Annotated in this window: 24 protein-coding genes and 1 other annotated feature; of the genes, 6 read left to right on the plus strand and 18 right to left on the minus strand. The window is 44.7% G+C overall.

What is annotated here, in order from left to right:
- Positions 1-158: 158 nt before the first annotated feature.
- On the minus strand, positions 159-596 hold the full coding sequence (locus M1D59_RS16145; RefSeq protein ID WP_026579070.1) for a DUF805 domain-containing protein: 438 nt from the start codon (positions 594-596) through the stop codon (positions 159-161).
- 480 nt (positions 597-1,076) lie between these two features.
- Positions 1,077-1,838 (minus strand): MBL fold metallo-hydrolase, encoded by a 762-nt coding sequence (locus M1D59_RS16150; RefSeq protein ID WP_186439855.1) that lies wholly within the window; start codon positions 1,836-1,838, stop codon positions 1,077-1,079.
- Between the two features lie 132 nt (positions 1,839-1,970).
- Between M1D59_RS16150 and M1D59_RS16155 the strand changes: the two genes are divergently transcribed.
- On the plus strand, positions 1,971-2,390 hold the full coding sequence (locus M1D59_RS16155; RefSeq protein ID WP_144499104.1) for an Lrp/AsnC family transcriptional regulator: 420 nt from the start codon (positions 1,971-1,973) through the stop codon (positions 2,388-2,390).
- Positions 2,391-2,439: 49 nt separating this feature from the next.
- Here M1D59_RS16155 and M1D59_RS16160 read toward each other — a convergent pair whose 3' ends face one another.
- A complete protein-coding gene (locus tag M1D59_RS16160; RefSeq protein WP_176275258.1) occupies positions 2,440-2,586 on the minus strand; it encodes a hypothetical protein in 147 nt (48 codons plus the stop codon).
- A 316-nt stretch (positions 2,587-2,902) separates the two neighbouring features.
- Between M1D59_RS16160 and M1D59_RS16165 the strand changes: the two genes are divergently transcribed.
- On the plus strand, positions 2,903-3,349 hold the full coding sequence (locus M1D59_RS16165) for a hypothetical protein (RefSeq protein ID WP_458117522.1): 447 nt from the start codon (positions 2,903-2,905) through the stop codon (positions 3,347-3,349).
- A 306-nt stretch (positions 3,350-3,655) separates the two neighbouring features.
- Here the strand turns inward: M1D59_RS16165 and tyrS are convergent, their stop codons facing one another.
- Both tyrS and acsA read right to left on the minus strand, forming a co-directional pair.
- Positions 3,656-4,921 carry a tyrosine--tRNA ligase gene (gene tyrS, locus M1D59_RS16170; RefSeq protein WP_023855507.1) on the minus strand — a complete coding sequence of 422 codons (1,266 nt, stop codon included), beginning with the start codon at positions 4,919-4,921 and terminating at the stop codon, positions 3,656-3,658.
- Positions 4,922-4,969: 48 nt separating this feature from the next.
- Positions 4,970-5,210, minus strand: a binding site (T-box leader).
- Between the two features lie 53 nt (positions 5,211-5,263).
- Entirely contained in the window at positions 5,264-6,982 is a 1,719-nt protein-coding gene (acsA, locus tag M1D59_RS16175) for an acetate--CoA ligase (RefSeq protein ID WP_458117523.1), read from the minus strand.
- Positions 6,983-7,137: 155 nt separating this feature from the next.
- Here acsA and M1D59_RS16180 point away from each other — a divergent pair, with 155 nt between their 5' ends.
- From M1D59_RS16180 to M1D59_RS16190, 3 genes are read left to right on the plus strand one after another with little or no spacing between them, the layout of a single operon-like run.
- Complete coding sequence (locus M1D59_RS16180; RefSeq protein ID WP_020452600.1) at positions 7,138-7,770, plus strand: GNAT family N-acetyltransferase; 633 nt, start codon at positions 7,138-7,140, stop codon at positions 7,768-7,770.
- Positions 7,771-7,791: 21 nt separating this feature from the next.
- Positions 7,792-8,436, plus strand: coding sequence for an acetoin utilization AcuB family protein (locus M1D59_RS16185; protein WP_020452601.1), 645 nt, complete (start codon positions 7,792-7,794; stop codon positions 8,434-8,436).
- Entirely contained in the window at positions 8,433-9,593 is a 1,161-nt protein-coding gene (locus M1D59_RS16190) for an acetoin utilization protein AcuC (protein ID WP_043054433.1), read from the plus strand. The genes M1D59_RS16185 and M1D59_RS16190 overlap by 4 nt, the downstream gene beginning before the upstream one ends.
- A 63-nt stretch (positions 9,594-9,656) precedes the next feature.
- Here M1D59_RS16190 and motS read toward each other — a convergent pair whose 3' ends face one another.
- The 13 genes from motS to M1D59_RS16255 form a co-directional block, all read right to left on the minus strand.
- On the minus strand, positions 9,657-10,349 hold the full coding sequence (motS, locus tag M1D59_RS16195; protein ID WP_144499106.1) for a flagellar motor protein MotS: 693 nt from the start codon (positions 10,347-10,349) through the stop codon (positions 9,657-9,659).
- Positions 10,339-11,157: a flagellar motor protein MotP gene (motP, locus tag M1D59_RS16200; RefSeq protein ID WP_020452604.1), complete on the minus strand. Its 819-nt coding sequence runs from the start codon at positions 11,155-11,157 to the stop codon at positions 10,339-10,341. The genes motS and motP overlap by 11 nt, the downstream gene beginning before the upstream one ends.
- 95 nt (positions 11,158-11,252) lie before the next feature.
- Positions 11,253-12,254, minus strand: coding sequence for a catabolite control protein A (ccpA, locus tag M1D59_RS16205; protein ID WP_020452605.1), 1,002 nt, complete (start codon positions 12,252-12,254; stop codon positions 11,253-11,255).
- Between the two features lie 315 nt (positions 12,255-12,569).
- Complete coding sequence (locus tag M1D59_RS16210) at positions 12,570-13,646, minus strand: bifunctional 3-deoxy-7-phosphoheptulonate synthase/chorismate mutase (RefSeq protein WP_003184447.1); 1,077 nt, start codon at positions 13,644-13,646, stop codon at positions 12,570-12,572.
- Positions 13,647-13,858: 212 nt separating this feature from the next.
- The gene (locus M1D59_RS16215) at positions 13,859-14,308 is read right to left on the minus strand and encodes a hypothetical protein (protein ID WP_458117524.1); all 450 of its coding nucleotides are present in this window, start codon (positions 14,306-14,308) and stop codon (positions 13,859-13,861) included.
- A gap of 149 nt (positions 14,309-14,457) precedes the next feature.
- Positions 14,458-14,784, minus strand: coding sequence for a bacillithiol system redox-active protein YtxJ (gene ytxJ, locus M1D59_RS16220; RefSeq protein ID WP_146873372.1), 327 nt, complete (start codon positions 14,782-14,784; stop codon positions 14,458-14,460).
- 20 nt (positions 14,785-14,804) lie between these two features.
- The gene (locus tag M1D59_RS16225; RefSeq protein WP_020452608.1) at positions 14,805-15,221 is read right to left on the minus strand and encodes a YtxH domain-containing protein; all 417 of its coding nucleotides are present in this window, start codon (positions 15,219-15,221) and stop codon (positions 14,805-14,807) included.
- A gap of 3 nt (positions 15,222-15,224) precedes the next feature.
- Positions 15,225-15,647, minus strand: a complete 423-nt coding sequence (locus M1D59_RS16230) for a DUF948 domain-containing protein (protein ID WP_458117525.1) — start codon at positions 15,645-15,647, stop codon at positions 15,225-15,227.
- A gap of 167 nt (positions 15,648-15,814) precedes the next feature.
- Entirely contained in the window at positions 15,815-17,113 is a 1,299-nt protein-coding gene (gene murC / locus M1D59_RS16235) for a UDP-N-acetylmuramate--L-alanine ligase (RefSeq protein ID WP_023855512.1), read from the minus strand.
- 265 nt (positions 17,114-17,378) lie between these two features.
- A complete protein-coding gene (locus M1D59_RS16240; protein ID WP_458117526.1) occupies positions 17,379-20,285 on the minus strand; it encodes a DNA translocase FtsK in 2,907 nt (968 codons plus the stop codon).
- Positions 20,286-20,469: 184 nt separating this feature from the next.
- A complete protein-coding gene (ytpR, locus tag M1D59_RS16245) occupies positions 20,470-21,075 on the minus strand; it encodes a YtpR family tRNA-binding protein (protein WP_023855515.1) in 606 nt (201 codons plus the stop codon).
- 18 nt (positions 21,076-21,093) lie between these two features.
- The gene (locus M1D59_RS16250; RefSeq protein WP_020452613.1) at positions 21,094-21,903 is read right to left on the minus strand and encodes a DUF1444 domain-containing protein; all 810 of its coding nucleotides are present in this window, start codon (positions 21,901-21,903) and stop codon (positions 21,094-21,096) included.
- Positions 21,904-21,922: 19 nt separating this feature from the next.
- Positions 21,923-22,243: a thioredoxin family protein gene (locus tag M1D59_RS16255; RefSeq protein WP_003184462.1), complete on the minus strand. Its 321-nt coding sequence runs from the start codon at positions 22,241-22,243 to the stop codon at positions 21,923-21,925.
- Between the two features lie 290 nt (positions 22,244-22,533).
- On the opposite strand from M1D59_RS16255, the gene M1D59_RS16260 reads away from it, so the two are divergent.
- Positions 22,534-22,980: a YtoQ family protein gene (locus M1D59_RS16260; RefSeq protein WP_020452614.1), complete on the plus strand. Its 447-nt coding sequence runs from the start codon at positions 22,534-22,536 to the stop codon at positions 22,978-22,980.
- The last annotated feature ends 27 nt before the right edge of the window (positions 22,981-23,007 follow it).

Raw genomic sequence — 23,007 nt, forward strand, 5'->3', positions numbered from 1 at the left:
ACCATCTTGAATCGTCACTGAAATTGATATGCCAAACAATCATCGGAAATACGGGCATCTCTCATTAAAAATCAAGTTAACAGTCGTTCCCCTTCGGTCTTCTTCAGACTATAAAAAACCCCAATCGCCAGATGATTGTCTAACAATTGGGGTGCAATTTACGATACATTTACTTTTGGATCTGGTCCATATTGATTTTCTTTTGTTTCGCCAGCCTGACAGTAAAAAATCAGCAGAATGACAGCACCGATAATCGGCAACAAGCCAATTAAAATCCACCAGCCGCTTCTTCCGGTATCATGCAGCCTGCGGACATTGACAGCCAAAGAAGGCACCAAAACAGCCAACTGATAAATTAAGATCAGGACGTACCCGAGGAATCCACCGCCATACCCGATGATATATCCTACTTGATATCCATCATATCCTTCCGCTGTCATGATTCCTGAAATAAATAAACTTACGATCATTACTGTTAAGATAAATAAAATAAAACATATGATACCGTTAAACAAATGAAACAACCAATATTCCTTTCGTCTTGCTCTCCCTTCAAAATTCGCATAATTCCTCAAGCCTTTCCAAAACCACTTCATACAAGTTCCTCCATTGTCAAATCTATAAATTTGCGAAAAACATATGAATTATACCATAAAATATCATTATCGACCATTTACTTGAAGGATGCTCCCAAGTCATCTTAGAGGAACATTTTTTTAATTGAAATTTGAGCTTGTTCCTTTTCAAAATTTCAGTTCTCATTTCACCATTGCTTCTGTATAATATGAATCATCCATTTCGCCTCTGTAGCTCTAGAAGGGAAGAGCGCCGTAAAACATTGTAGGAACGGGTCGCAAGGCAAGGGTTTCAGAAGCACCGAAAAGCAAATAGCTGAGACAGGTGGAATTCCTGTCGGTGAAAGTCCGTAGGGAAGCGTGTTCTCCCCTAGCCTATGCTTACGAGAGGAGTGCGGGTTCGAATCCCGCCGGAGGCATTGATCTTTGTTCTCGAAGAAGAAGCCAAAAAAACAGACAGAAATTCACTGTCTGTTTTTTACGGCTTTGACCTGTCATATATTAAAATGTGTAAGATTCGCCGTCATCCGGCACAAAAACACGTGAAGACATTCCTTTTTCCTGAATGAAACTCTTCAATTCTTCCCGTGATAAAGTCCAATGGTTGACAGCTTCCATATGACTGGAAATGATTGTGGCGTCAGGAGCGGCTTGATAGACTTCAGCAATATCCTCTTTCCCCATGACGAGAGACCCTCCTTCAAAGAATTGATTGTCTCCTCCGTTAACGACTATGATGTCCGGCTGATGCGCAGCGATTTCTTCCCGGACACCTTCATACCAAACCGTATCCCCTGCTACATACAGCGTTTTCTCCTTTGAGTGCTTGAAGACAACGCCGCACACTTCTCCGGCAAGCTTTTTTATCTCTCCTCGTCCATGCTCGCCTTTTGTCTTGATTAATTGAATCCCCTCAAACACCGTATCTTTTGTTAAAACCACTGTATTTTGAAAACCTGCTTTTCTCACTTCCTCAGCATCTGCTTCATTTTGGACAAACAGTTTGATTTCTTTCGGCAACAGATCTTTGGCAGCATCGTCAAAGTGATCTAAATGCAGATGAGTGACGATGACTGCGTCGGTATTCTTGACGAGCTCGTCGGTTGGCACAGGCAAGGTGACTAAAGGGTTGTTTTGATCTTGTCTTGCTGAGTTCGGAAAAGGAGGATAAGTGCCTTTCTCAGCCAGCATCGGATCTATTAAAAATGTTTTGCCAGCATATTTAACGGTTAATGTTGCATTTCGAATTTGTTGAATATCCATGGTTATCATGCCTTTCCTTTTATTTACGATTAGTTTATACTATGACCGATCATCATTTAAATAGATATAGTCAAGTCTTTTTAGCATTTGACTTGATTTTTGAAAAACGTTCTTTTGAGAGGATTTGATGAAATGCTGGATCATACAGACAGGCAAATCATAGAGGAATTATCAAAAAACAGCCGGATGACCATGAAGGAATTAGGAGAGAAAGTTCATTTGACAGGGCAGGCGGCTTCCTCAAGGGTTGCAAAATTAGAGGATCAAGGAGTGATTGAAGGTTATACCATAAAAGTGAATCAAGACAAACTCGGGTGTTTTATTCACGCTTTTATCAATATCTATACAAAAAGCACTTATCATAAGCCTTATCTTTCGTTTATCAAAGCACAGCAGAAATACATCATTCAAAACTATAAAATCAGCGGGGACGGCTGTTATCTTCTCGAATGCAAGTTTCCGTCAAATCAACTGTTGGATCAATTTTTAACAGACTTAAACCATCATGCAAATTATAAACTGTCGATCGTTATTAATAAAACGGGCGTGTGAAGAATCCGCCGTCCGCTTTTTTTATAAAAAAGAGGGCCCTAAAGACCCTCTACTTCAGCCGCTTTGCTGCATTTTCCGTCTGATTCAATTGATTGTATCCGTCAGCTGACTGCTGCGCCTCTTGTTTTCGTTCCGTTTCCAGCTGCTTGTTGTAATCTTCCATAAACTTTTCTTTCGCCGCAATGAACAGGTTCATGCTACATTCCTCCCTCTTCAACGATGGAAATGCTCTACCTATTACATCTATATTTTTGACATTTCCTGAATGAACATACATGAAACATACGGACACAAAAAAACCCTTGCCGTTTGGCAAGAGCTTTTTGAAACTTGTTACTCGTTATAACTAAAAAATTATACAAAAAAATGAAAATCAAGTGAAGTATTTTATTTAACCGTAAACATAAAGACTCAATTCTACTAATCTGAACTTGAAAAATCTGCTAATGTGGATTATAATGGATAAGAATCTCATATTTAACAAGATATAAAATTTTAATGGAGGGATTTTTATGAAAAAAAGAGTAAATCATTTTATGGCTTTAGTTTTAGCTGGTGTAATGTTATTTGGATTTACTTTTATTGGACCAGGTCAGACTGCACAGGCTGTAAGTAAAACTACAAGTTTTACATTTAAATCAGGTTTAGGTCCATCTAAATCATATATACATACATCAGACAACTATAAAAATGTATATGCCACAATTGAATTAGGAAGTAGAAGTCACGTTTGGAATTCAGCAGCTTACTGTAAATTATATCTACAACGTTATACTAAGGGGTCTTGGAAAACGATTGATTCGGCTTCCGGATATGCAGAAACTGGAAAAAAATTAAATGTTACATTTTCAAATATCGCCAAAAAATCTGCTTCAACACGAGTAAAGGTAAACCTTTATAATAATTGGAAGCACTCAGAGTTAATGCAAACTGTATATTCAAGTAAATGGACTCGCTAAAAAATATATATTTTTAGCAAGGCTCTCTTACTAAAGAGAGCCTTATTTTTTATTATTGAGATTTTCACTCTTTAAACCGTAAAAAGTTGAAACTAAAGATCAGACTTCGTGATGTTCAAATTTAAAATCCATTAAATAAATTAAATTCTTTTCCTCACCCCTTTCCCCCGAAAAAATTCATTCTCTTTACTTGTGATAATCCCCCATAAACTCCGAAAGCCTCTATATTTTTGACATTTCCTGAATGAACATACATGAAACATACGGACACAAAAAAACCCTTGCCGTTTGGCAAGAGCTTTTTGATTATTTATAAGTCAGCAGGAAGTATTTCTTTTTACCGCGGCGAATGACGGTAAACTGTCCTTCGATGCGGTCGTCGCCGGTGAGGACGTCCGCAACATCGGTGCGGCGCTCGCCGTTAACGTATACCGCGCCGTTTGTGATATCTTCGCGCGCCTGGCGTTTAGACGGAGACAGCTTGGATTGGACGAGCACCTCAACAAGAGGCAGTTCATCCGCTTTCTCAAGTTCCATGGAAGGAACCCCTTTAAAGCCGACCTTCACTTCTTCAGCAGTCAGCTGTTTAATATCTCCGCTGAAGAGTGCTTTTGAGATGTTGACAGCCTGCTCAAACGCTTCACGGCCGTGTACAAGAACGGTCACTTCTTCGGCGAGGCGCTTTTGCGCTTCGCGTTTTTCAGGCGCCGTCTCTGCTTTTTCAGCGAGATCTTCAATTTCTTCTTTGGACAAGAAAGTGAAGTATTTCAAGTATTTCACGACATCCCTGTCGTCGGTATTGATCCAGAACTGATAAAACTCATATGCCGACGTCTTCTCTTTATCAAGCCAGATCGCGCCGCCTTCCGTTTTTCCGAACTTCGTGCCGTCTGCTTTTGTCACAAGCGGAATCGTCAATCCGAAAGCTTTTGCATTCTCTTCAGATTTGCGGATAAGCTCGAGGCCTGACGTGATATTGCCCCACTGGTCGCTTCCGCCGATCTGCAGCTTGCATTCCTGGTTTCTGTACAAATTCAAGAAATCGAGAGACTGTAGGATCATGTAGCTGAATTCAGTATAAGATATGCCCGTCTCGATTCTGGAACTTACCGTATCTTTGGCAAGCATGTAATTGATTCCGAAGTTTTTGCCGACATCGCGCAGGAAATCAATGACGTTCATTTTGCCGATCCAGTCATAGTTGTTCGCCATAATCGCCGGATTTTTTTCAGCTTCAAAATCCAGGAAACGCGAAAGCTGGTTTTTGATTTTCTGCGACCATTCGCGGACGATTTCTTCATTGTTCAGCGTGCGCTCCGCTTTCTTTCCGCTCGGATCGCCGATCAGGCCCGTCGCTCCGCCTACGAGCGCAATCGGACGATGTCCGGCCAGCTGAAAGCGACGAAGCATTAAAATCGGCAACAGGTGTCCGATATGCAGACTGTCAGCTGTCGGATCAAATCCGGAGTATAAGCTGATTTTTTCTTTATCCAGCAGTTCTCTCAAGCCTGCTTCATCGGTTTGCTGCTGAATCAGTCCCCTGAAGGACAAATCATCAAGTAAGTGTGTCATCATCATTTAGCTCCTTTTTTCCAAAAATAAAACGCCCCTTCGCAAAAACGAAGGGACGATAAAAATCGCGGTACCACCCTGCTTAAAAGAACGCATGGCCGCGCTCTTTTCACTCTCAATGATAACGGAAAAGCTTCCGTTCTTCTGCTACACAAAGCCCGGGAGGCTTTTTTCGCAAAAGCGGTTCGTGAGTGTAATTCAAACCATCCATATGTGCTGATTTTCACCGGCCATCAGCTCTCTAAGACAGGGAAGGATGCGTTTTACTGATCTCAGTCTTCACCTTTTGAATATTCGACTAAATCTTTTTTAACATAATATTTTTGCATTGTCAATGAGACATCAGTCTTCCATCGATGAGAGATCGCCTGCCGGAAGGTTCAGCTCCCAAGCTTTCAGGACGCGTCTCATGATCTTTCCGCTTCTTGTTTTCGGCAGTTTATCTTTGAATTCGATTTCCCTTGGCGCGGCGTGTGCGGCCAAACCTTGTTTCACGAACTGCCTGATTTCTTCTTTTAACGAATCTGACGGTTCATAACCGTCCCTCAAGGCGATGAACGCTTTAATAATTTCACCGCGGACGGGATCCGGTTTGCCGATGACGCCTGCTTCAGCGACAGCTTGATGCTCAACAAGCTTGCTTTCGACTTCAAACGGGCCGACGCGCTCGCCCGATGTCATGATGACATCGTCGATCCTTCCCTGGAACCAGAAGTATCCGTCTTCATCCATGTAGGCGGAATCTCCTGACACATACCAATCCCCCGGCATAAAATAGGAGCTGTATTTTTCAGGATTGTTCCAGATCGAATGCATCATCGACGGCCAGCCTTTTTTAATGGCGAGATTCCCCATTCTGTAAGGAGGCAGTTCATTTCCCTGGTGATCGACGATTGCAGCCTCTACGCCTGGAATCGGCTTGCCCATCGATCCCGGTTTAATTTCCATGCACGGGTAATTGCAGATGAGCTGCGCTCCTGTTTCGGTCATCCACCATGTATCATGAATCCGGTTGCTGAAGACTTTATGCCCCCATCTGATGACTTCAGGATTTAACGGCTCCCCTACGCTTAAAATATGCCGTAATGAGCTCAGATTATATTTGTTCACGAGATCGTCGCCAGCACCCATCAGCATCCGAAAAGCCGTTGGCGCGCTGTACCATACCGTCACTTCCATTTTTTCAATCGTTTCGTACCATGCTTCGGGACTGAATCTGCCGCCTACGACAACATTCGTTGCTCCATTCAGCCACGGACCGAAGATCCCGTAGACCGTTCCGGTAACCCAGCCTGGATCAGCCGTGCACCAATAAATGTCATCGTCGTGCAGATCAAGAACCCATTTGGCTGTTTGATAATGCTGAATCATTGCTTTGTGGACGTGGAGAACCCCTTTTGGCGCGCCGGTCGAACCCGATGTATAGTGAAGCAGCATCCCGTCTTCCTGATCCATCCATTCAATCTCAAGATCAGTATCTGCTTCAGCCGCTTTCGCGTAATAATCGATGACAGACCCTTCTTCCTTTACGCCTTCTCCAACGACAATGATTGATTCAAGATCCGGAAGTTCGCCGGCCGGCACCCGTTCAAGCAATTCCGGCGTCGTCACGATAACCTTCGCTCCGCTGTTTAAAAGCCTGTCTTTGACAGCGCCTTCCATAAATGCTTCAAACAACGGCCCGACGATCGCTCCCAATTTGACAGCGCCGAGAAGAATAAAATAAAGCTCGGGTGATCTCGGCATAAAAACAAACACACGGTCTCCCTTTCCCACATTGGCATGCTGCTTTAAGACATTCCCGGCTTTATTCGTTTCATTTTTCATCTCTCTGAAGGTGTACTTTTCTTCGCGGACCGGATCTTTGTAGTAAAATGCCACTTTATTTTTCAAATTTGACTCAGCGTGGCGGTCGATCGCTTCATAAGCTGCATTGATTTTTCCCGTTTTGTGCCATGAAAAATGTTTTTCGGCATCCTTCCAGTCAAATGTCCGGTATGCTTCATTATAGTCTTTCAAGTTGTAGTTTCCCTTTTCTGCTGGCAACGCTTTCAATTCCATGCCCATCCCCCTTTGTTCGCTCATCAAAATATATTATAGTATAGATTTTTTATTTTCTCAATTTTTAAAAAATACTCTTCCATCCTATGAAAACGCTTAATATTTTGGTATGTTATGTATAAAAGACTTCAACTAAGATGTAAGGCGGTGGATACGTGGACCATCACAAAACTTATCATGCCAAAGAATTGCAGACCGAGAAAGGCTCCGTGCTGATAGAGGGCCCTATCAGTCCCGAAAAACTCGCACAATATGAATTTCACAACGAGCTTACAGCCTTTCGCCCATCTCAAAAACAACATGAAGCATTAATCGAAATCGCAGGGCTTCCCGAAGGACGGATCATCATCGCCCGTTTCCGGCAAACCATTGTCGGCTATGTGACATATGTTTATCCAGACCCGCTTGAAAGATGGTCTGAAGGAAACATGGAAAATTTAATTGAGCTTGGAGCCATCGAAGTCATTCCGGCGTTCAGGGGTCACTCTGTCGGGAAGACGCTGCTTGCGGTCAGCATGATGGATCCACAGATGGAAAAATATATCATCATCACGACTGAATATTACTGGCATTGGGATCTAAAGGGGACTAATAAAGATGTTTGGGAATACAGAAAGATGATGGAGAAAATGATGAATGCCGGAGGGCTTGTCTGGTTTGCGACAGACGATCCGGAAATCAGCTCCCATCCCGCCAACTGTTTAATGGCCCGCATCGGAAAAGAGGTCAGTCAGGAGTCGATCGAGCGTTTTGACAGACTCAGATTCCACAATCGTTTTATGTATTAAGGGAGCAAAGGGGACCTGAATATGATTGTTGAAAAAATCATGAAACGGGATGTTGTGACACTTTCCAGAACGGATACGATTGAAGAAGCGATCAAACGCATGCGAACATTTCATATTAAACACCTTCCCGTCATCAATGAACGGGGAACGGTCATAGGCATCGTCACGGACAGGGACGTCAAAACAGCAAGTCCGAGTATTTTTGCCCAAAACAGATCTGACGAAGATTTAAAAAAGCCGGTGGAACTGATTATGTCAAAAGAAGTGATCACCGGTCACCCGCTTGATTTTGCCGAAGAAATATCAGCTATTTTTTTCGAACACGAAATCGGCTGCCTCCCGATCGTAAAAAACGGGAAGCTTGTCGGCATTGTGACAAAATCCGATTTGCTGCATACGTTCGTCCAGCTGACAGGAGCCCATTTTCCAGGCTCCCAAATCGAAATCAAAACCGATCATATCGCCCGTAGCCTCGCTGATATCAGCGCCATTTTCAGCAGGCGCCAAATCGCCATATTGAGCGTGCTCGTATATCCCGGTGATGAAGATGATTCGAAAATACTCGTGTTTCGCGTTCAAACAATGAATCCCGCCTCTATCATCAAAGACGTGAAGTCCAAAGGGTATCAGGTTCTTTGGCCGGCTGTTCAAAGGGATTTGCCATGAAGGACAGCGTATTTATTTTTTCTCCCTCTTACCAAACCTATCAATTTCATCAAGATCACCCGTTTAATCAGCTGCGAGTCTATGTAACATACGATCTTTTGAATACAGTCGGCGCATTTGAACCGGGAGAAACGATTGCTCCGCGCATAGCGACAGAAGCCGAGCTCGCCCTTGTTCACACAGGCGATTATATCAAGGCCGTCCAGCTTGCAGGGGCGGGAAAACTCCCGGCAGCCGAAAGCGAAAACTACGGGCTTGGAACAGAAGATACCCCTGTCTTTGCCGGGATGCACGAAGCCGCCTCCCTTTTGGTGGGCGGAACACTGACAGCTGCAGACTATGTCATGACGGGCAAAGCAAGACACGCCCTCAATCTCGGAGGCGGGCTTCACCACGGATTCAGAGGAAGAGCTTCAGGATTTTGCGTCTATAACGACAGTTCAGTTGTGATACGATATTTGCAGAAAAAATATCATGCGAAGGTTTTATATATTGATACGGACGCCCATCACGGCGACGGGGTGCAGTTTACGTTCTATGATGATCCTTCCGTGTGTACCGTCTCGATTCATGAAACCGGCCGCTACCTTTTCCCGGGAACGGGGCAAGTACAGGAAAGAGGTCATGGCGAAGGCTACGGCTACGCTTTTAATATCCCGCTCGATGCCTTCACAGAAGATGAGTCTTTTCTTGAATCCTACCGGACGGCTGTTTCTGAAATAGCCGAGTTTTTCAAACCGGACGTTATTTTGTCGCAAAACGGAGCTGACGCGCATTACTACGATCCGCTGACACACTTGTGCACGACGATGAAGATTTACGAAGAGATTCCAAAGCTCGCTCACGAACTTGCACACACCTATTGCAACGGAAGATGGATCGCTGTCGGCGGAGGCGGGTACGACATTTGGCGCGTCGTACCGAGGGCATGGGCAAGAATCTGGCTTGAAATGAAAGGAATGAAACCTGAGGATAAGATGCCTGAAAAATGGCTGAAAAAGTGGGGGAAGCAGGCATCTGTCCGACTTCCTGCCAACTGGTCCGACCCGGCAGATTTGTATCCTTCGATTCCAAGAAAATCCGAAATAACGGAAAAAAACGCCCAAACCGTTGCCAAAGCTCTTTATCCGATTCGCTCTGCCAAGCGCGCCACTTAATGCGAAAAATCCCGGCGTACAGAAAAGGCCTTGCTTTTATGCAAGACCTTGCTTTCTTCTCATTTATTTTTTTGCGATGACAATTTCAACGCGCCTGTTTTCCTTCATATGGCTCTCTGTGCGGTTGTCCTTGACCGGTTTTGTATCGGCATAACCGATGGCAAGAAAACGTGAAGAGTCGAGCTTTTCTTTCGACGTAAAGTAGCCGATCACAGTGCTCGCCCTTGCCGCAGAAAGCTCCCAATTGGATGGAAAACGGTAAGTCGAAATCGGGCGGCTGTCCGTATGCCCCTCCACACGGATCGGGTTGGACACTGATTTGAGAAGGACGGCGATTTTATGCAAAAGCGGGTGAGCCTGGTCTTTCAGATCCGCTTTTCCCGAATCAAACAAAACCGCTTCCTGAAGGACGAGGATGATGCCCCGTTCATCACGCTTGGCCGCTATCAAACTTGACAGTTCATTTTTTTCAATATAGTCGTTGATTTTCTTTAATAAATCTTCTTGGCTTTTAGCCGTTTTTTCAGCCTTCTGATCGTCCGCGTTTTCTTTTTTCAGCTCTGCGGCGGATTTGTCGTCGGCCCTGTCTTGAAATGAACCGACTGCTGCTTTAAATTTGTTTAAATCGATTTGCGACATCGAAAACAGTAAAATAAAGAACACGAGGATGAGCGTAATCAAATCCGAAAACGTGATGATCCAGTTTGACGATTTGCGACCCTGCTCGCGCTTTCTTCGTTCATGTCTAAGCTTCATGAGCCCTGTCCTTTTGTTTTATATGATCCGCCCGCTTTTTTGCCCATTCTTCTTTTGAACTGAAAACGACAAGCTGGCTTTCCAGATTTCGCGGATTTCTTCCCGACTGGATGCCGATGATGCCTTCGATCATGACCTGCTTCTTAAAGATTTCATTCTCAGTCTTTTCTTCAAGCTTTGCGGCGATCGGTATAAACAGCATGTTGGCTAAAAGGGATCCGTAAAGCGTCGTCAAAAGGGCGATCGCCATATTCGGACCGAGCGTTTCCGGCTTGTTCAGGTTTTTGAGCATCATGACGAGTCCGACAAGGGTTCCGATCATTCCCCATGCAGGGGCAAATTCCCCCGCTTTTTCAAAGATTCTTCTTCCCTTTCTGTGCCTTTCTTCCATCGCGGCGATTTCCGAGTTCATCACATTACGGATCGTCTCCTCGTCCCATCCGTCGATGGCAAGAAGCAGACCTTTTTTCAAAAACGGGTCTTTCATTTCATTGATATTGGCGTCCAATGATAAAATTCCTTGTTTGCGCGCCTGTTCAGACAGGCTGACAAAGGTTTTGACCAAGTCGCGTACATCGTCTTCTTCCGAAATAAAGACCTGCTTCAGCACAGCCGGCGCTCTTTTTAAATCTTTCGGGGAAAAGCTGATGAAAACAGCTGCACACAATCCGCCCGTCACGATAAAGAAAGACGTCAAATCGATAAACGAATAAAAACCGGAAAGCCCCGCTCCAGAGACAACGCCGATTACTAAAATGAAAATACCCAAAATCAAACCGACCGGTGTCAGATAATCAAATCGTTTCATTTTTTCATAATCTCTCCAGCTCAAGGAAAAGAAAGCAAGCAATTCACGAAAAAAGCTGTGAACACTTGCTTTCTTTCTCGTTTATTTAATCATGATCATTTTGTTGATTGTCTGAGTTCAATGCGATGCGGCAGCTGGACAATATGCTCTTCGACTTCCTCTTTGTTCATCAGCTTTGTCAGAAGTCTCATCGCTACGGCACCGATATCATACGTCGGCTGGACGACAGTCGACAGCTGCGGTCGAACCATTAATGAAAGCCTTGTATTGTCAAAGCCGATCACTTCAAGGTCATCCGGAATAGCCAGTCCTTTATCCTGTGCTGCGTGAATAACGCCGAGTGCCATTTCGTCTGTCGCTGACAGGACGGCCGTCGGTTTTTCATCCAGCTTCATTAGCGCCTCCAGCGCTTCCATTCCTGAATCGTACGTATAATCGCCTTCTGCGACATACTCTTCTTTAAATGTCAGCCCCTTATCCTCAAGCGCTCTTTTAAAGCCTTGAAGTTTTTTCGCTTGATTGACCGGCTCAGTCATAGGTCCTGATACAAACGCAAGGCGCTTATGGCCTTTTTCAATCAGCATGGTAGCCGCATCATAAATCGCCTGTTCATAATCGATCGCAACCGACGGCGTTTCCCCTTTTTCTTCAACAGATGCCGCAAGCACGATCGGAACTGGTGACCGCTTAAACTCCTCCACATGCTCTTCAGTGACATTTCCGCTCATAAAGACGATACCGTCAACTTGTTTTCCTAGCATCGTATTCAAAAGATGAAGTTCTTTGTCCATATTCTGGTCGGAGTTGCTCAAAATAATATTGTACTTGTACATCGTTGCGATATCTTCGATTCCCCTCGCCAGCTCTGAATAAAAGATGCTGGAAATATCGGGAATGATCACGCCGACAGTCGTCGTCTTTTTGCTTGCAAGGCCCCTTGCCACGGCATTTGGACGATAGCCAAGACGCTCGATGGCTTCAAGCACCTTCTTTCTCGTCGTCGGCTTGACGTTCGGATTTCCGTTCACAACCCTGGAAACGGTTGCCATACTTACATTTGCTTCGCGTGCTACATCATATATTGTCACATTACTCATTTTTACCACTCCTTCAACTGGGTACACTTTTCTTTTCCTATAGCATAAACATTTTCATGTAGAGAAATGTCAAAATGTAAAACTTTATGTAAAATAAACAGAACTCAAGTTTACATTATTTTTCATAACCTGCCAAAACAAAAGGGGCTCTCTGAAATTATACACGGTTTTACCTAATATGAAAACGTTCCCTTTATTTTTATAATTAATTTAAATAAGAATAAACAGCTTTTTAATTAAAAATAAGACATTTTTTCGACAATTTTTGATGACAACTAAAAAAAGGACCGCTCGAAAGCGGTCCATAAACGAATCTTATGCTTTTACTTGAACGAGCGGCTTCAGTTCATTTAACCATTTTTCAAATGTCGGGATATCCATTTGCTGAGCAGAGTCGGAAAGCGCGACAGAAGGATCAGGGTGGACTTCGGCCATGACGCCGTCAGCTCCGATCGCAAGCGCTGCTTTTGCTGTCGGAAGCAGCAAGTCGCGGCGTCCGGTAGAATGAGTGACATCCACGAATACAGGAAGGTGAGTTTCCTGCTTCAGGATCGGCACAGCTGAGATATCAAGCGTATTTCTAGTCGCTGTCTCATACGTTCTGATTCCGCGTTCGCAAAGGATGATTTGATCATTGCCCTGTGACATGATGTACTCCGCTGCATTGATGAATTCCTTCAGCGTTGCGGCAAGTCCGCGCTTTAGCAGAACCGGCTTCTTCACTGAACCGGCGGCTTTTAAGAGCTCGAAGTTTTGCATGTTGCGGGCGCCGATTTGGATAACATCAATGTAATCAATGGCTTCTTCAATATGCTGCGGATTCACGATCTCACTGATGACGGCAAGATCATACTCATCAGCAACACGCTTTAAGATTTGCAGGCCTTCAACACCGAGGCCTTGGAAGTCGTACGGGCTTGTACGGGGTTTGAAGGCTCCGCCGCGAAGCAGTTTCAAGCCTTGCTTTTTAGCTGCGGCTGCAACTTCGGCTACTTGCTCATAGCTTTCAACTGCACACGGACCGACGATAAATCTTTGTTCTCCGTCGCCGATCTTTTCGCCTTTCAAATCAACGATCGTATTTTCAGGCTTTTTCTTGCGGGAAACGAGCAGTGCTTTGCTGTGATCGTCTTCCTGAAGCTCAAGTCCAGCTTTGAAAATCTCTTTGAAAATATGCTGGATCGTCGAGTTTTCAAACGGTCCGTCATTATTTTCAATAATTTCGTTCAGCATCGCTCTTTCTCTGACTGGATCGTAGCGGTTGATGCCTTGCGCTTCCTTCGCTTTTCCAATCTCCTGAACGATTCTTCCTCGCTCATTAATCAGCTTTAATATTTGCAAGTTTAATTCATTCGCCTGCTGCCTCAGCAAATCAAGTTCAGTGTTGCTCATGTTATCCATCCTTTCTTTTTAACTTCACCCTCTATGAGAATAAGAATGATTCAATTGATTAGGGTTTATTATAAACAATGTTTCTTAAAATGTCACGAAAAAATTCTTTATTACCAAAACGCTTTTAAGCGATAAAGCATTATATGCAGTTTATCCCTTGCTGTGCGGGTGTTTGTCGGAAGAATAAAAAAAAAAGAATCCTGTTTGATTCTTTAACTTGATAACCTGTATATTCTCTGTATTGCGGTTTCGACGCTAAAAACCCTGTCATTCAAGGCAGCCGCCTTATCATCGGCATGTTCGACAATGTTCTCCGTAAATTGTCCGATGTTCTCGATGATCGTTTTCGGGAGCCTCTCCTGTCCTCTTTTCAGTTCATCTATATCTGTTTCAAGCCGATTCAGCCGCTTGTCCATTGCGTTTAAGCGGTTTTCTACTTTGTTTAAGCGCCCGTCTATTTCTTTGAAGCGCTTGTCGATTGCGTTAAAGCGCTTATCTACTTCAACGAAACGTGCGTCCACTTCATCGAAGCGCTTGTCGATCTCAGCGAAGCGTGCGTCGATTTTGTCTAAGCGCTTGTCGATTCCATCAAGACGCTGATTGATCGGACTCAATTCTTCTTTTAGAACGGATTGAAGCATGTCCTTTAATTCAGTGTTCAACTCATCACCTCCTGTTTTATTAATTATAACGTACAACCATAGATCAAACGATACATTTTCCTAAAAAGGCATTTCCATGAGGCAAAAGCATCATAACAACATAGAAAACGGCCAAAACGCTATACGTCTTGGCCGTTTTTACCTGCGGATTATCTGCTGTTTTCCGCAAGTGCTTGAGCTGTAATTTGCGAATGGGAGGCGTGCCATTTCACGTTCCCGTTTGTAAAAATGAAGGCTTGAGGACTTTCGTGTTTAATTCCGTACTGCTCAGCGATATAGTTTGACAGCGGTCGGCTTTCCTGCACTTTTAGATAATAAGCCGGTATGTCTTCATGCTGATTGGCGAATGATTCAAATTCTTCAAACGCGCGCCTGCTGATCGGGCATGTCACACTATGTTTCAAAAAGATAAATGTATCGTTGTTTTTTGGAAGCTTTTTAAATTCATCCTCTGTTTGAATGAGCTGTTTCGACACGGTGATCTCCCTTTCCTCCATTATTTCTGGACGGTATCCGCTGTTTCCCTTGCTTCATCTTCTATTTCATTTTTGGCTTCTTCAGCCTGTTCTTCGATTTTAGTCGATGCTTCTTCCTTTAGTTCATCAGCTTTTTCAGCACCTTTGTTTCGCAAGTCTTTGACTTTATCCATGATCTGTGAAGACTGGTCGGCAACAAGCTGTGAAATCGAAGATGTCTTCTCTTTGGCGATGCTGACGTACTCAGAACCTCTCTCCCTCGCTTCGCTTGTGAGCTTTCCGGTCTTATCTTTTAAAACGACAGCCTGATTTCCGAGGTCATCGCGAAGCTCTTTCCCTGACTTCGGTGCTAAAAATAAAGCTGCGGCTGCCCCGATGATTCCGCCTACAAACGTGCCGATTAAAAAATCCTTAGTATTCATTCCATCTTTACTCATAAATTATTCCTCCTTCATCTTCTTTTGTTTCCATCTATTCCAAATTTCCAAAGCTGCATTGCTCCAGCTGACAACTTGAGAAATTTTTTCACGGTTTTGCTCTGCGGCTGATGTGACGGACTCTGAAACCTGCTGAATGGAGCTGTTAAACTGCCTGACCGATGTGCCGACTTCCTGAACGGCATCCACGACCGTATTCAGCTTCAAAGATTTTTCCTGAATATCATCAGCGAGCCGGTTCGTCTTATTCAGGAGCTCCGTTGTTTCAGCTGTGATGCCTTTCATTTGTCCTTCAACACCTTCCAGCGTTGCGGCAACATGATTGAGTGTGAGTTGAAGCGATTTTAATGTTTTTGATAAATAGATAACCAGAATAAGAAAGCTGACAGCGATGAGTGCGGCGCTTAAATATAGAATAATAATCATCTTATCCTCCTCGAGCTAAGGTCTTACAATTGATGTATACCCAATTGTTTAAATCGTAAACCTTTATATTTACTTTTTCTACACGCACGAGAGAATTCCTTTAACAGAAACTCCCGGCTCCATATGTACAAAAAAGCAGCGGATTGACTCACACTGCCTTTTTCTCATTATGCTAATACATTTTCATATGCTTTTAAATACTTTTGAATGTCACCTGCGCCCATGAAAATTAACACTGCATTTTCATGCTCCTTTAAAATCGATGTGTCATTTTCATCGATCAGCTTCGCCTGCGGGATTTTCTCCTGCAAATCGCCGATCGTCAGCTTTCCTGCATTTTCTCGGGCAGATCCGAATATATCGCAAAGATATACATAATCGGCTTTCTTGAGGCTTTCGGCAAACTCATTCAGGAACGACTGCGTACGCGTAAATGTATGCGGTTGAAATACTGCGACAATGTCCCGTTCCGGATACTTCTGTCTGGCTGCTTCAATCGTCACCGTGATTTCAGTCGGATGATGGGCATAATCGTCAATCAACACTTGGCTGCCGGCATGTTTTTCGTTAAATCTGCGTTTAACGCCGCCAAAGGTTTGCAATCCTTCTTTAATGATATCGACATCGACCTGTTCATAATGGCAGAGTGCGATAACGGCCAAAGCGTTCAGAACGTTATGGCTGCCGTATGCCGGTATATAGAAGGTATCGTAGAATGTGTTCCTGACGAAAACATCGAACGTTGTGCCCTCGGTATTTTTGATGACATTTCTCGCCTGAAAATCGTTTTCCTCGGCAAAGCCGTAGTATACGACTGGAACGTTCGCATGGATTTTCATCAAATATTCGTCGTCGCCGCATGCGATAATTCCCTTGTTCACCTGTAATGCCATCGTTTGAAATGCGTCAAATACATCATCGATATTCGCGAAATAATCGGGATGATCAAAATCAATATTTGTCATAATCGCATAATCAGGCTGATAGCTCAGAAAATGCCTTCTGTATTCACAGGCTTCAAGCACAAAGTACTCGCTGTTTTCGCAGCCTTTTCCAGTCCCGTCTCCAATCAGATAAGATGTCGGTTTTGCTTTCTGGATGACATGGGATAAAAGACCCGTCGTTGACGTTTTGCCATGTGCCCCTGTCACGGCAATACTCGTAAATTTCTTCAGATAGTCACCGAGGAATTTATGATACCGCACGACTTGCAGGCCTTCCGCTCGCGCTTTTTCAATTTCAGGATGGGTGTCGGGAAAAGCATTTCCGGCAATAACAATCATTCCCGGCTTGATATTTTCCGGATCAAACGGATATATCGGGATATTTCTCTCCTCTAAAGCGGTTTGTGTAAAAATGTACTTTTCGATATCCGATCCTTGGACATTATATCCATTATCATGGAGAATTTGGGCAAGCGGACTCATACCTGTCCCTTTTATTCCGACAAAATGATAAACAGTCATAATTGTACCTCCAACAAACGTCTATCTGCTTCCCAGTATATGACGCTTATTTCAATTTGCAACCTAAGCTCGGCCGCATCGTTTTCTTCAAAGTCATCATTATATTCAGTATCAGACATTTTCAAGAGTGAATAAACCTCCTGCGTAAAGGATTTTTTTGAACCCTTTCACGGAAGTGCTCTTAAAAACGGATTAAAACGCCGCTGCCGGCGCTTTAATATGCGGCGCTCTAAAAAAAACACGCCCATCTGCTATCATACCATGTTTAGCCGAAAAGTGAACTACTTTCTATTAACTGTTCCAGGTCGGCCTTTGTAATCAGGACTTCTCTCGGCTTACTTCCTTTCGCCTCAGAAATCATGCCTTCCCTTTCCATCATATCGATTAATCTGGCAGCTCTGTTATAGCCGATGCGAAAGCGCCGCTGCAGGCTTGAAGTGCTGGCGCTGTTTTGTTCCACGGCAAATTCGCACGCTTCCAGAAACAGTTCATCCTGATCAAATCCGGCCGGATTTTGTCTGACCAATTGTTCTTGTTCAAATAAATAGTTCGGCTCCTGCTGCCGTCTGACATGTGAAACGACACGGTCAATCTCCCGGTCGGAAACAAAGTTGCCCTGCAGGCGGACCGGTTTGCCTGAACCGTTCTCCAAGAACAGCATATCCCCTTTTCCAAGCAGCTTTTCAGCTCCCGCCATATCGATAATCGTTCTTGAATCGACGGCGCTTGATACAGAAAACGCTATTCTTGTTGGTATATTGGCTTTAATCAAGCCGGTAATGACATCAACTGAAGGCCGCTGCGTCGCGATCAGAAGATGGATGCCGCATGCTCTTGCTTTTTGTGCGATTCGGCAGATGCTTTCTTCCACTTCATTCGGAGCGACCATCATTAAGTCGGCAAGTTCATCAATCACGACAACAAGATAAGGAAGTTTTTCACCCATGTTCTGTTCCCGGACTTTTTCATTAAATCGTTCAATTTCCCGAACACCGGAATGGGCAAATAATTCATAGCGCCGCTCCATTTCTTCGACAACCCATTTTAATGCAGCAGTTGCCGCTTTGGCATCTGTGATGACAGGACTGACGAGATGAGGAATTTTATTATACGGAGCAAGCTCCACCATCTTAGGATCGATAAGCAGAAGCTTGACATCCCTCGGCGCCGCTTTGAACAGCAGACTGACTAAGATCGTGTTGATGCATACGCTTTTCCCTGATCCCGTAGCCCCGGCAATCAACCCGTGGGGCATTTTTTTCAGATCTGCCACGACGGGCTTTCCGGAAATGTCGAGTCCGAGGGCTGCGGTCAGAGGAGACGGATTCGTTCTGAATTCCGAACTTCTGATCATTTCGCGCAAATAAACCATTTTACTATGCAGATTCGGCACTTCAATTCCGATCGTATTTTTTCCCGGAATCGGCGCTTCGATCCGAATATCCTTCGCTGACAGGCTGAGTTTAATATCATCTGACAGATTTGTAATTTTGTTGACTTTCACTCCGGGTTCAGGATGCACCTCAAATCTTGTCACAGAAGGCCCCTGGGTGACATGAACGACATTTGCTTTGACATTGAAGTTCTCAAGCGTGACGTCCAACAGCTCGCGCTGCTCGTGTATCCAGGCCTGATCATCCTGCTTTTGCGCCGGAGGCACATCAAGCAAAGACATATTCGGGAACTGATATCCTTGAGGCGCTTTTTCTTTTTGTTTATCTGATGAAAGCATCATGACATTAAACGGAACAGAGCCTTTCTTCGATCCCGGAGCAGCTCCTGTTTCCCGTTTCCGCGGAGCCTCAGGCCGCCCCTCAACTGTCCCTGTACTCTCCCGGTCCTGTTCGCTGTTTTCGGGTTCACCCGCGCTTGACGCTGTCTCTTCCGGTTCCGGTGAAAATGATGCATGCTCATGTCTCCAGCCAGCCTGGCTGCTTCCGCTTGTTTCTTCACGAGCGTCAGCCGGCGTGTTGGAATCTGTCCGGTTTTTGTTATCGGAAGGACCATCGCTCTGGTCGGATACTTCAGAACTGCGGCCAGTGTACTGCTTTTCTGGAATTGAAGCTTCCGGGTCAGGCAGCATTTCGTCCGAGCCGTTAGTCTCCCCATGTTCTTCTACGATGGTTTCTGCATCCTCTGCAGTTTCCTTCTCTTCTCCGGTTTCCTCGATCTGATCCAAAAGCTTTTCGATTTGTTCCGGCGTTTGCTCGGCGGGAATTGCTTCTTCTTCCGTTATGTTCCATGATGCGGTGGCTGTCTCTTCTTCAGCTTCATACCGCAGCGCTTTCTCTTCGGCAAGCCCGCCGCCTTCTGTCATTCGCTCTTGGCGGATTTCCGTTTCTTCCGGAGTATGTGTTGAGACAGGGGTTTCCGTTCGTTCGGATTCATGCCGCAGCGCTTTCTCTTCGGCGAGCCCAGAGTCTTCTGTCATTCGCTCTTGGCGGATTTCCGTTTCTTCCGGAGTACGTGTTGAGACAGGGGTTTCCGTTCGTTCGGATTCATGCCGCAGCGCTTTTTCTTCAGCGGCTTCGCCACCTTCTGTGATTTGCTCTCGGCGGAAATCCGTTTCCTCCGACATATGCGGGACATCTTCAAATTCGGCTCGCCATGTCGGATTGCGACTCTCGCTTTTAGTCAGCGGACGGCCGTTCTTTTCAGTTTGCAAGGAAGGTTCTTCTCGTACCGGCTGCTTATTTCCGGCAACCTTCTGCTCTTTTTCAATTTCTTCGTTAAACAGCGTGACACGCGCTTCCATTTGTTTGTTTGCACGATATGTATAATTTTCCGGTTTGGCTCTTTTCTGTTCATGAAAGCCGTAAACCGGTGACGGGATGACGGACGGCCTAAAGGGTTTTTTCGCCGCTTTCTCTTCATGATGATAGGAATTTCCGGGTTTCGGCTGAGAAGCTGTGTGCCGGCTTGCCGGGCGGCGGGTCCTTTGTTCGCGGCTGTCATCCTTTTCCCGCGGCCGCGAGTTTTGATCAGGTATAACCGGGAAGCGGAATTTCCCTTTTGGATATTCATATACGACTTTTGCGTCGGAAATTTGCGGCATTTCTTCGTCTTTCTCTATAAATGAATCCGCCTCAAACTCATCTATGTGCTTTTTTTGTTTTTCATTATCTTCATCATCGCCTAAAAACAGGCTGAACATTTTATTAAACCAGCTCATGAATCATCACTCTCTAACTCCCTTAAATTTTTCGGGGACGGTTTTAAGTATACCACTGCTTCCCCACCCAGAAAAGGACAAGTCCTTCTCATGTGTCCGCCCTCCGAATAAAAAAGCCGCCAAGTTTATCTACCCAGCGGCTTCTTTTTTACATCTATTCGAAAGTTTTTTTCATTTTATGCCGTTAAAATGTAAAAGCTTCTCCTGCTTTACGGCTGTCATCAAGGACAAGAATGCCTTTTTCCTTCGGCGCGTCTGGGAGGTTCAGTTCCTTGGCAGAACAAATCATACCGCTTGACGCCACTCCGCGAAGTTCCGCATCTTTAATAATCATACCGCTCGGCATCACGGCTCCAACTTTGGCTACGACGACTTTTTGGCCGGCTTCAATATTAGGAGCTCCGCAGACGATTTGCAGCGTATCGCTCCCTACATTCACTTTGCAGACACTCAGTTTATCGGCATTCGGATGCTTTTCTTTTTCTTCGACATATCCGACCACAAACTTCGGAGAAAGATCGACGGTCAGCTCATCTTTCAAACCGTTGCGGACCAGGATTTCATTCACATCCTGGACAAAGGATTCGGAAAGCGCAACAGCTCCGCTTTCCTCAATGCTTAAATATGAGGAGACATTAAAAATGTTATAGCCTCCTGTTTCCTTTGTGTCTTTATGAAAAATTTTCACGACGTCTCCGCAGCGCTCAAAAGCGATCTCTTCGCGCGGAATATCGTTCAATGAGATGAGCAGCGTATCGCCTACGCCTTCTGGATTATAAAATGCGTTCATGAGAAAAATTCCTTTCTATCATTTCTTTTTAGGGCGGTTTTTAGCCAGAATAAAGATCGGTTCAAGCTTTCCATCCTCATAAAGGAAAGAAAGCGCAGTGATCGGCACTGTTCCGTTTGCAAAAAAGCTCATCGACATTTGCCCGAGAATATCGTATCCGGCATTGTTGCGGATGTCGGCAATAATCAGCACATCCTGGTGCGGGATTGACACCGCCAGTGTCCCTTCCGCGCTTTTCTCATACTCTGCGAGAATCGATTCGTTCAACACCCTGCTGGCGTCATAGCCGTCATTTGCTCTGAAAAAGTAGAAGTGATTGCCGGCGACTGCGTCTTCTTTGACAACGGTTTGGAGCGAGCGAAGGTTAAAGGAAGCCGTTTCCCGAATCCTTTCCTTTGTCCAGCCCTCTTTTTCCAGCATTTTTTCGTCGATCAGCCGGTATGTGTTGCCAAGGTCGAGCGCGTAGTATATTCGTGTTTCAGCCGTGTGGCCGTCAAAAATCAAGGGAACGCCTGCGCTGGATTTCTCGGGAAAGGAAGTCGAGCGGATGACGGGATAGATGAGACTTTCCCGCCCTTCCATTTCCTGCGACTGGCCTTTCATGGCATTGAGTGCTTCCTCAGTATAATAGACGACTTCGTCAATCGCATCATCTTTTTTCTGCTCCCATTTGGCGATGATCCCCGGGAGTTCGAGTGTAATGCCTTTTCCTGTATTTTTATCCTCGATTCTCAAGGTGTCTTTTTCCCTGTCGAAATGAAAGGACCAGTTGTCATTTTGCAAACGTTTTTTTAATATATCGGAAAGTTTCCTTGACGTCATTTTCATAGAGGAACTCTCCTTTCGGCTACTTATTCAGGGAATCTGTCAAAAATTGCTCGATTTCCTCTTTCGTTTTTCGGTCTTTGCTGACAAAGCGGCTGATTTCGTTTCCTTCTTTAAATACGAGGAAGCTCGGGATTCCGAAAATGTCCCACTCCGCGCACGTATCAATAAATTTGTCACGGTCAACATAATAGAATGTAAATTCCGGATAGTTCGCCTCAAGCTCGGGCAAAAACGGTTCTACAAAACGGCAGTCCGGGCACCAGTCAGCCGAAAACATCAACAAGGATAAATCGTCTTTCACAACTTTTTGCAGTTCTTCATTCGTCTCGATCGTTTTCATCACTCAACGCCTCCAATATATGTTCTTATCATCCATTCGGATCATACCAGACAACCGGCTCCATATCCAGCCTTTTGCTGTCCACCTGCTTTTTTAAAAGATGGACGATTCTTTATGTATCTTACCCGTTTTAAAAAGGGAAAATCTTAACGATCCGATCCTCTTTCATATCATAAGCATAATTTTTTTGCTTTATCAAGCCATTCTCGTTTAACATGGTAAGTAATAGGGTAAAAATATCCGTTAAGGCGCCTTGCGCCGTGATCCCATGACAGTCAGGAGGAGCATGTATGGAATTTATCGTTTATCTTGCCGGAGAAATACATAGCAATTGGCGTGAAGAAGTGAAGGAAAAAGCAAAATCGCTCAAGCTGCCGATCACGTTTGTCGGACCGATGGAAAATCACGACCGCTCCGACAACATCGGTGAAGAAATTATGGGCAAGCAGGCTGATTCGATCGCGAAAGATGATGCAGCCTCGGATTTGAATAATTTTCGAACTTCCGTTTTAATGAACAAAGCGGATGTGGTCATCGCTCTTTTCGGGGAAAAATACAAGCAATGGAACACGGCGATGGATGCTTCATACGCGATTGCCAAAGGCAAGCCGCTGATCATCATCCGTCCTGAGTCACTCCATCATCCGTTAAAAGAACTGTCAAACAAAGCGAACATTACCGTAGAAACTGTCAATCAGGCGATTAAATCGTTGTCGTACGTATTTGAAAGCCGGTAGCTGTATCATCAAAAAGAGACCCTGTGC

The organism is Bacillus sp. PK6-026, assembly GCF_054161455.1.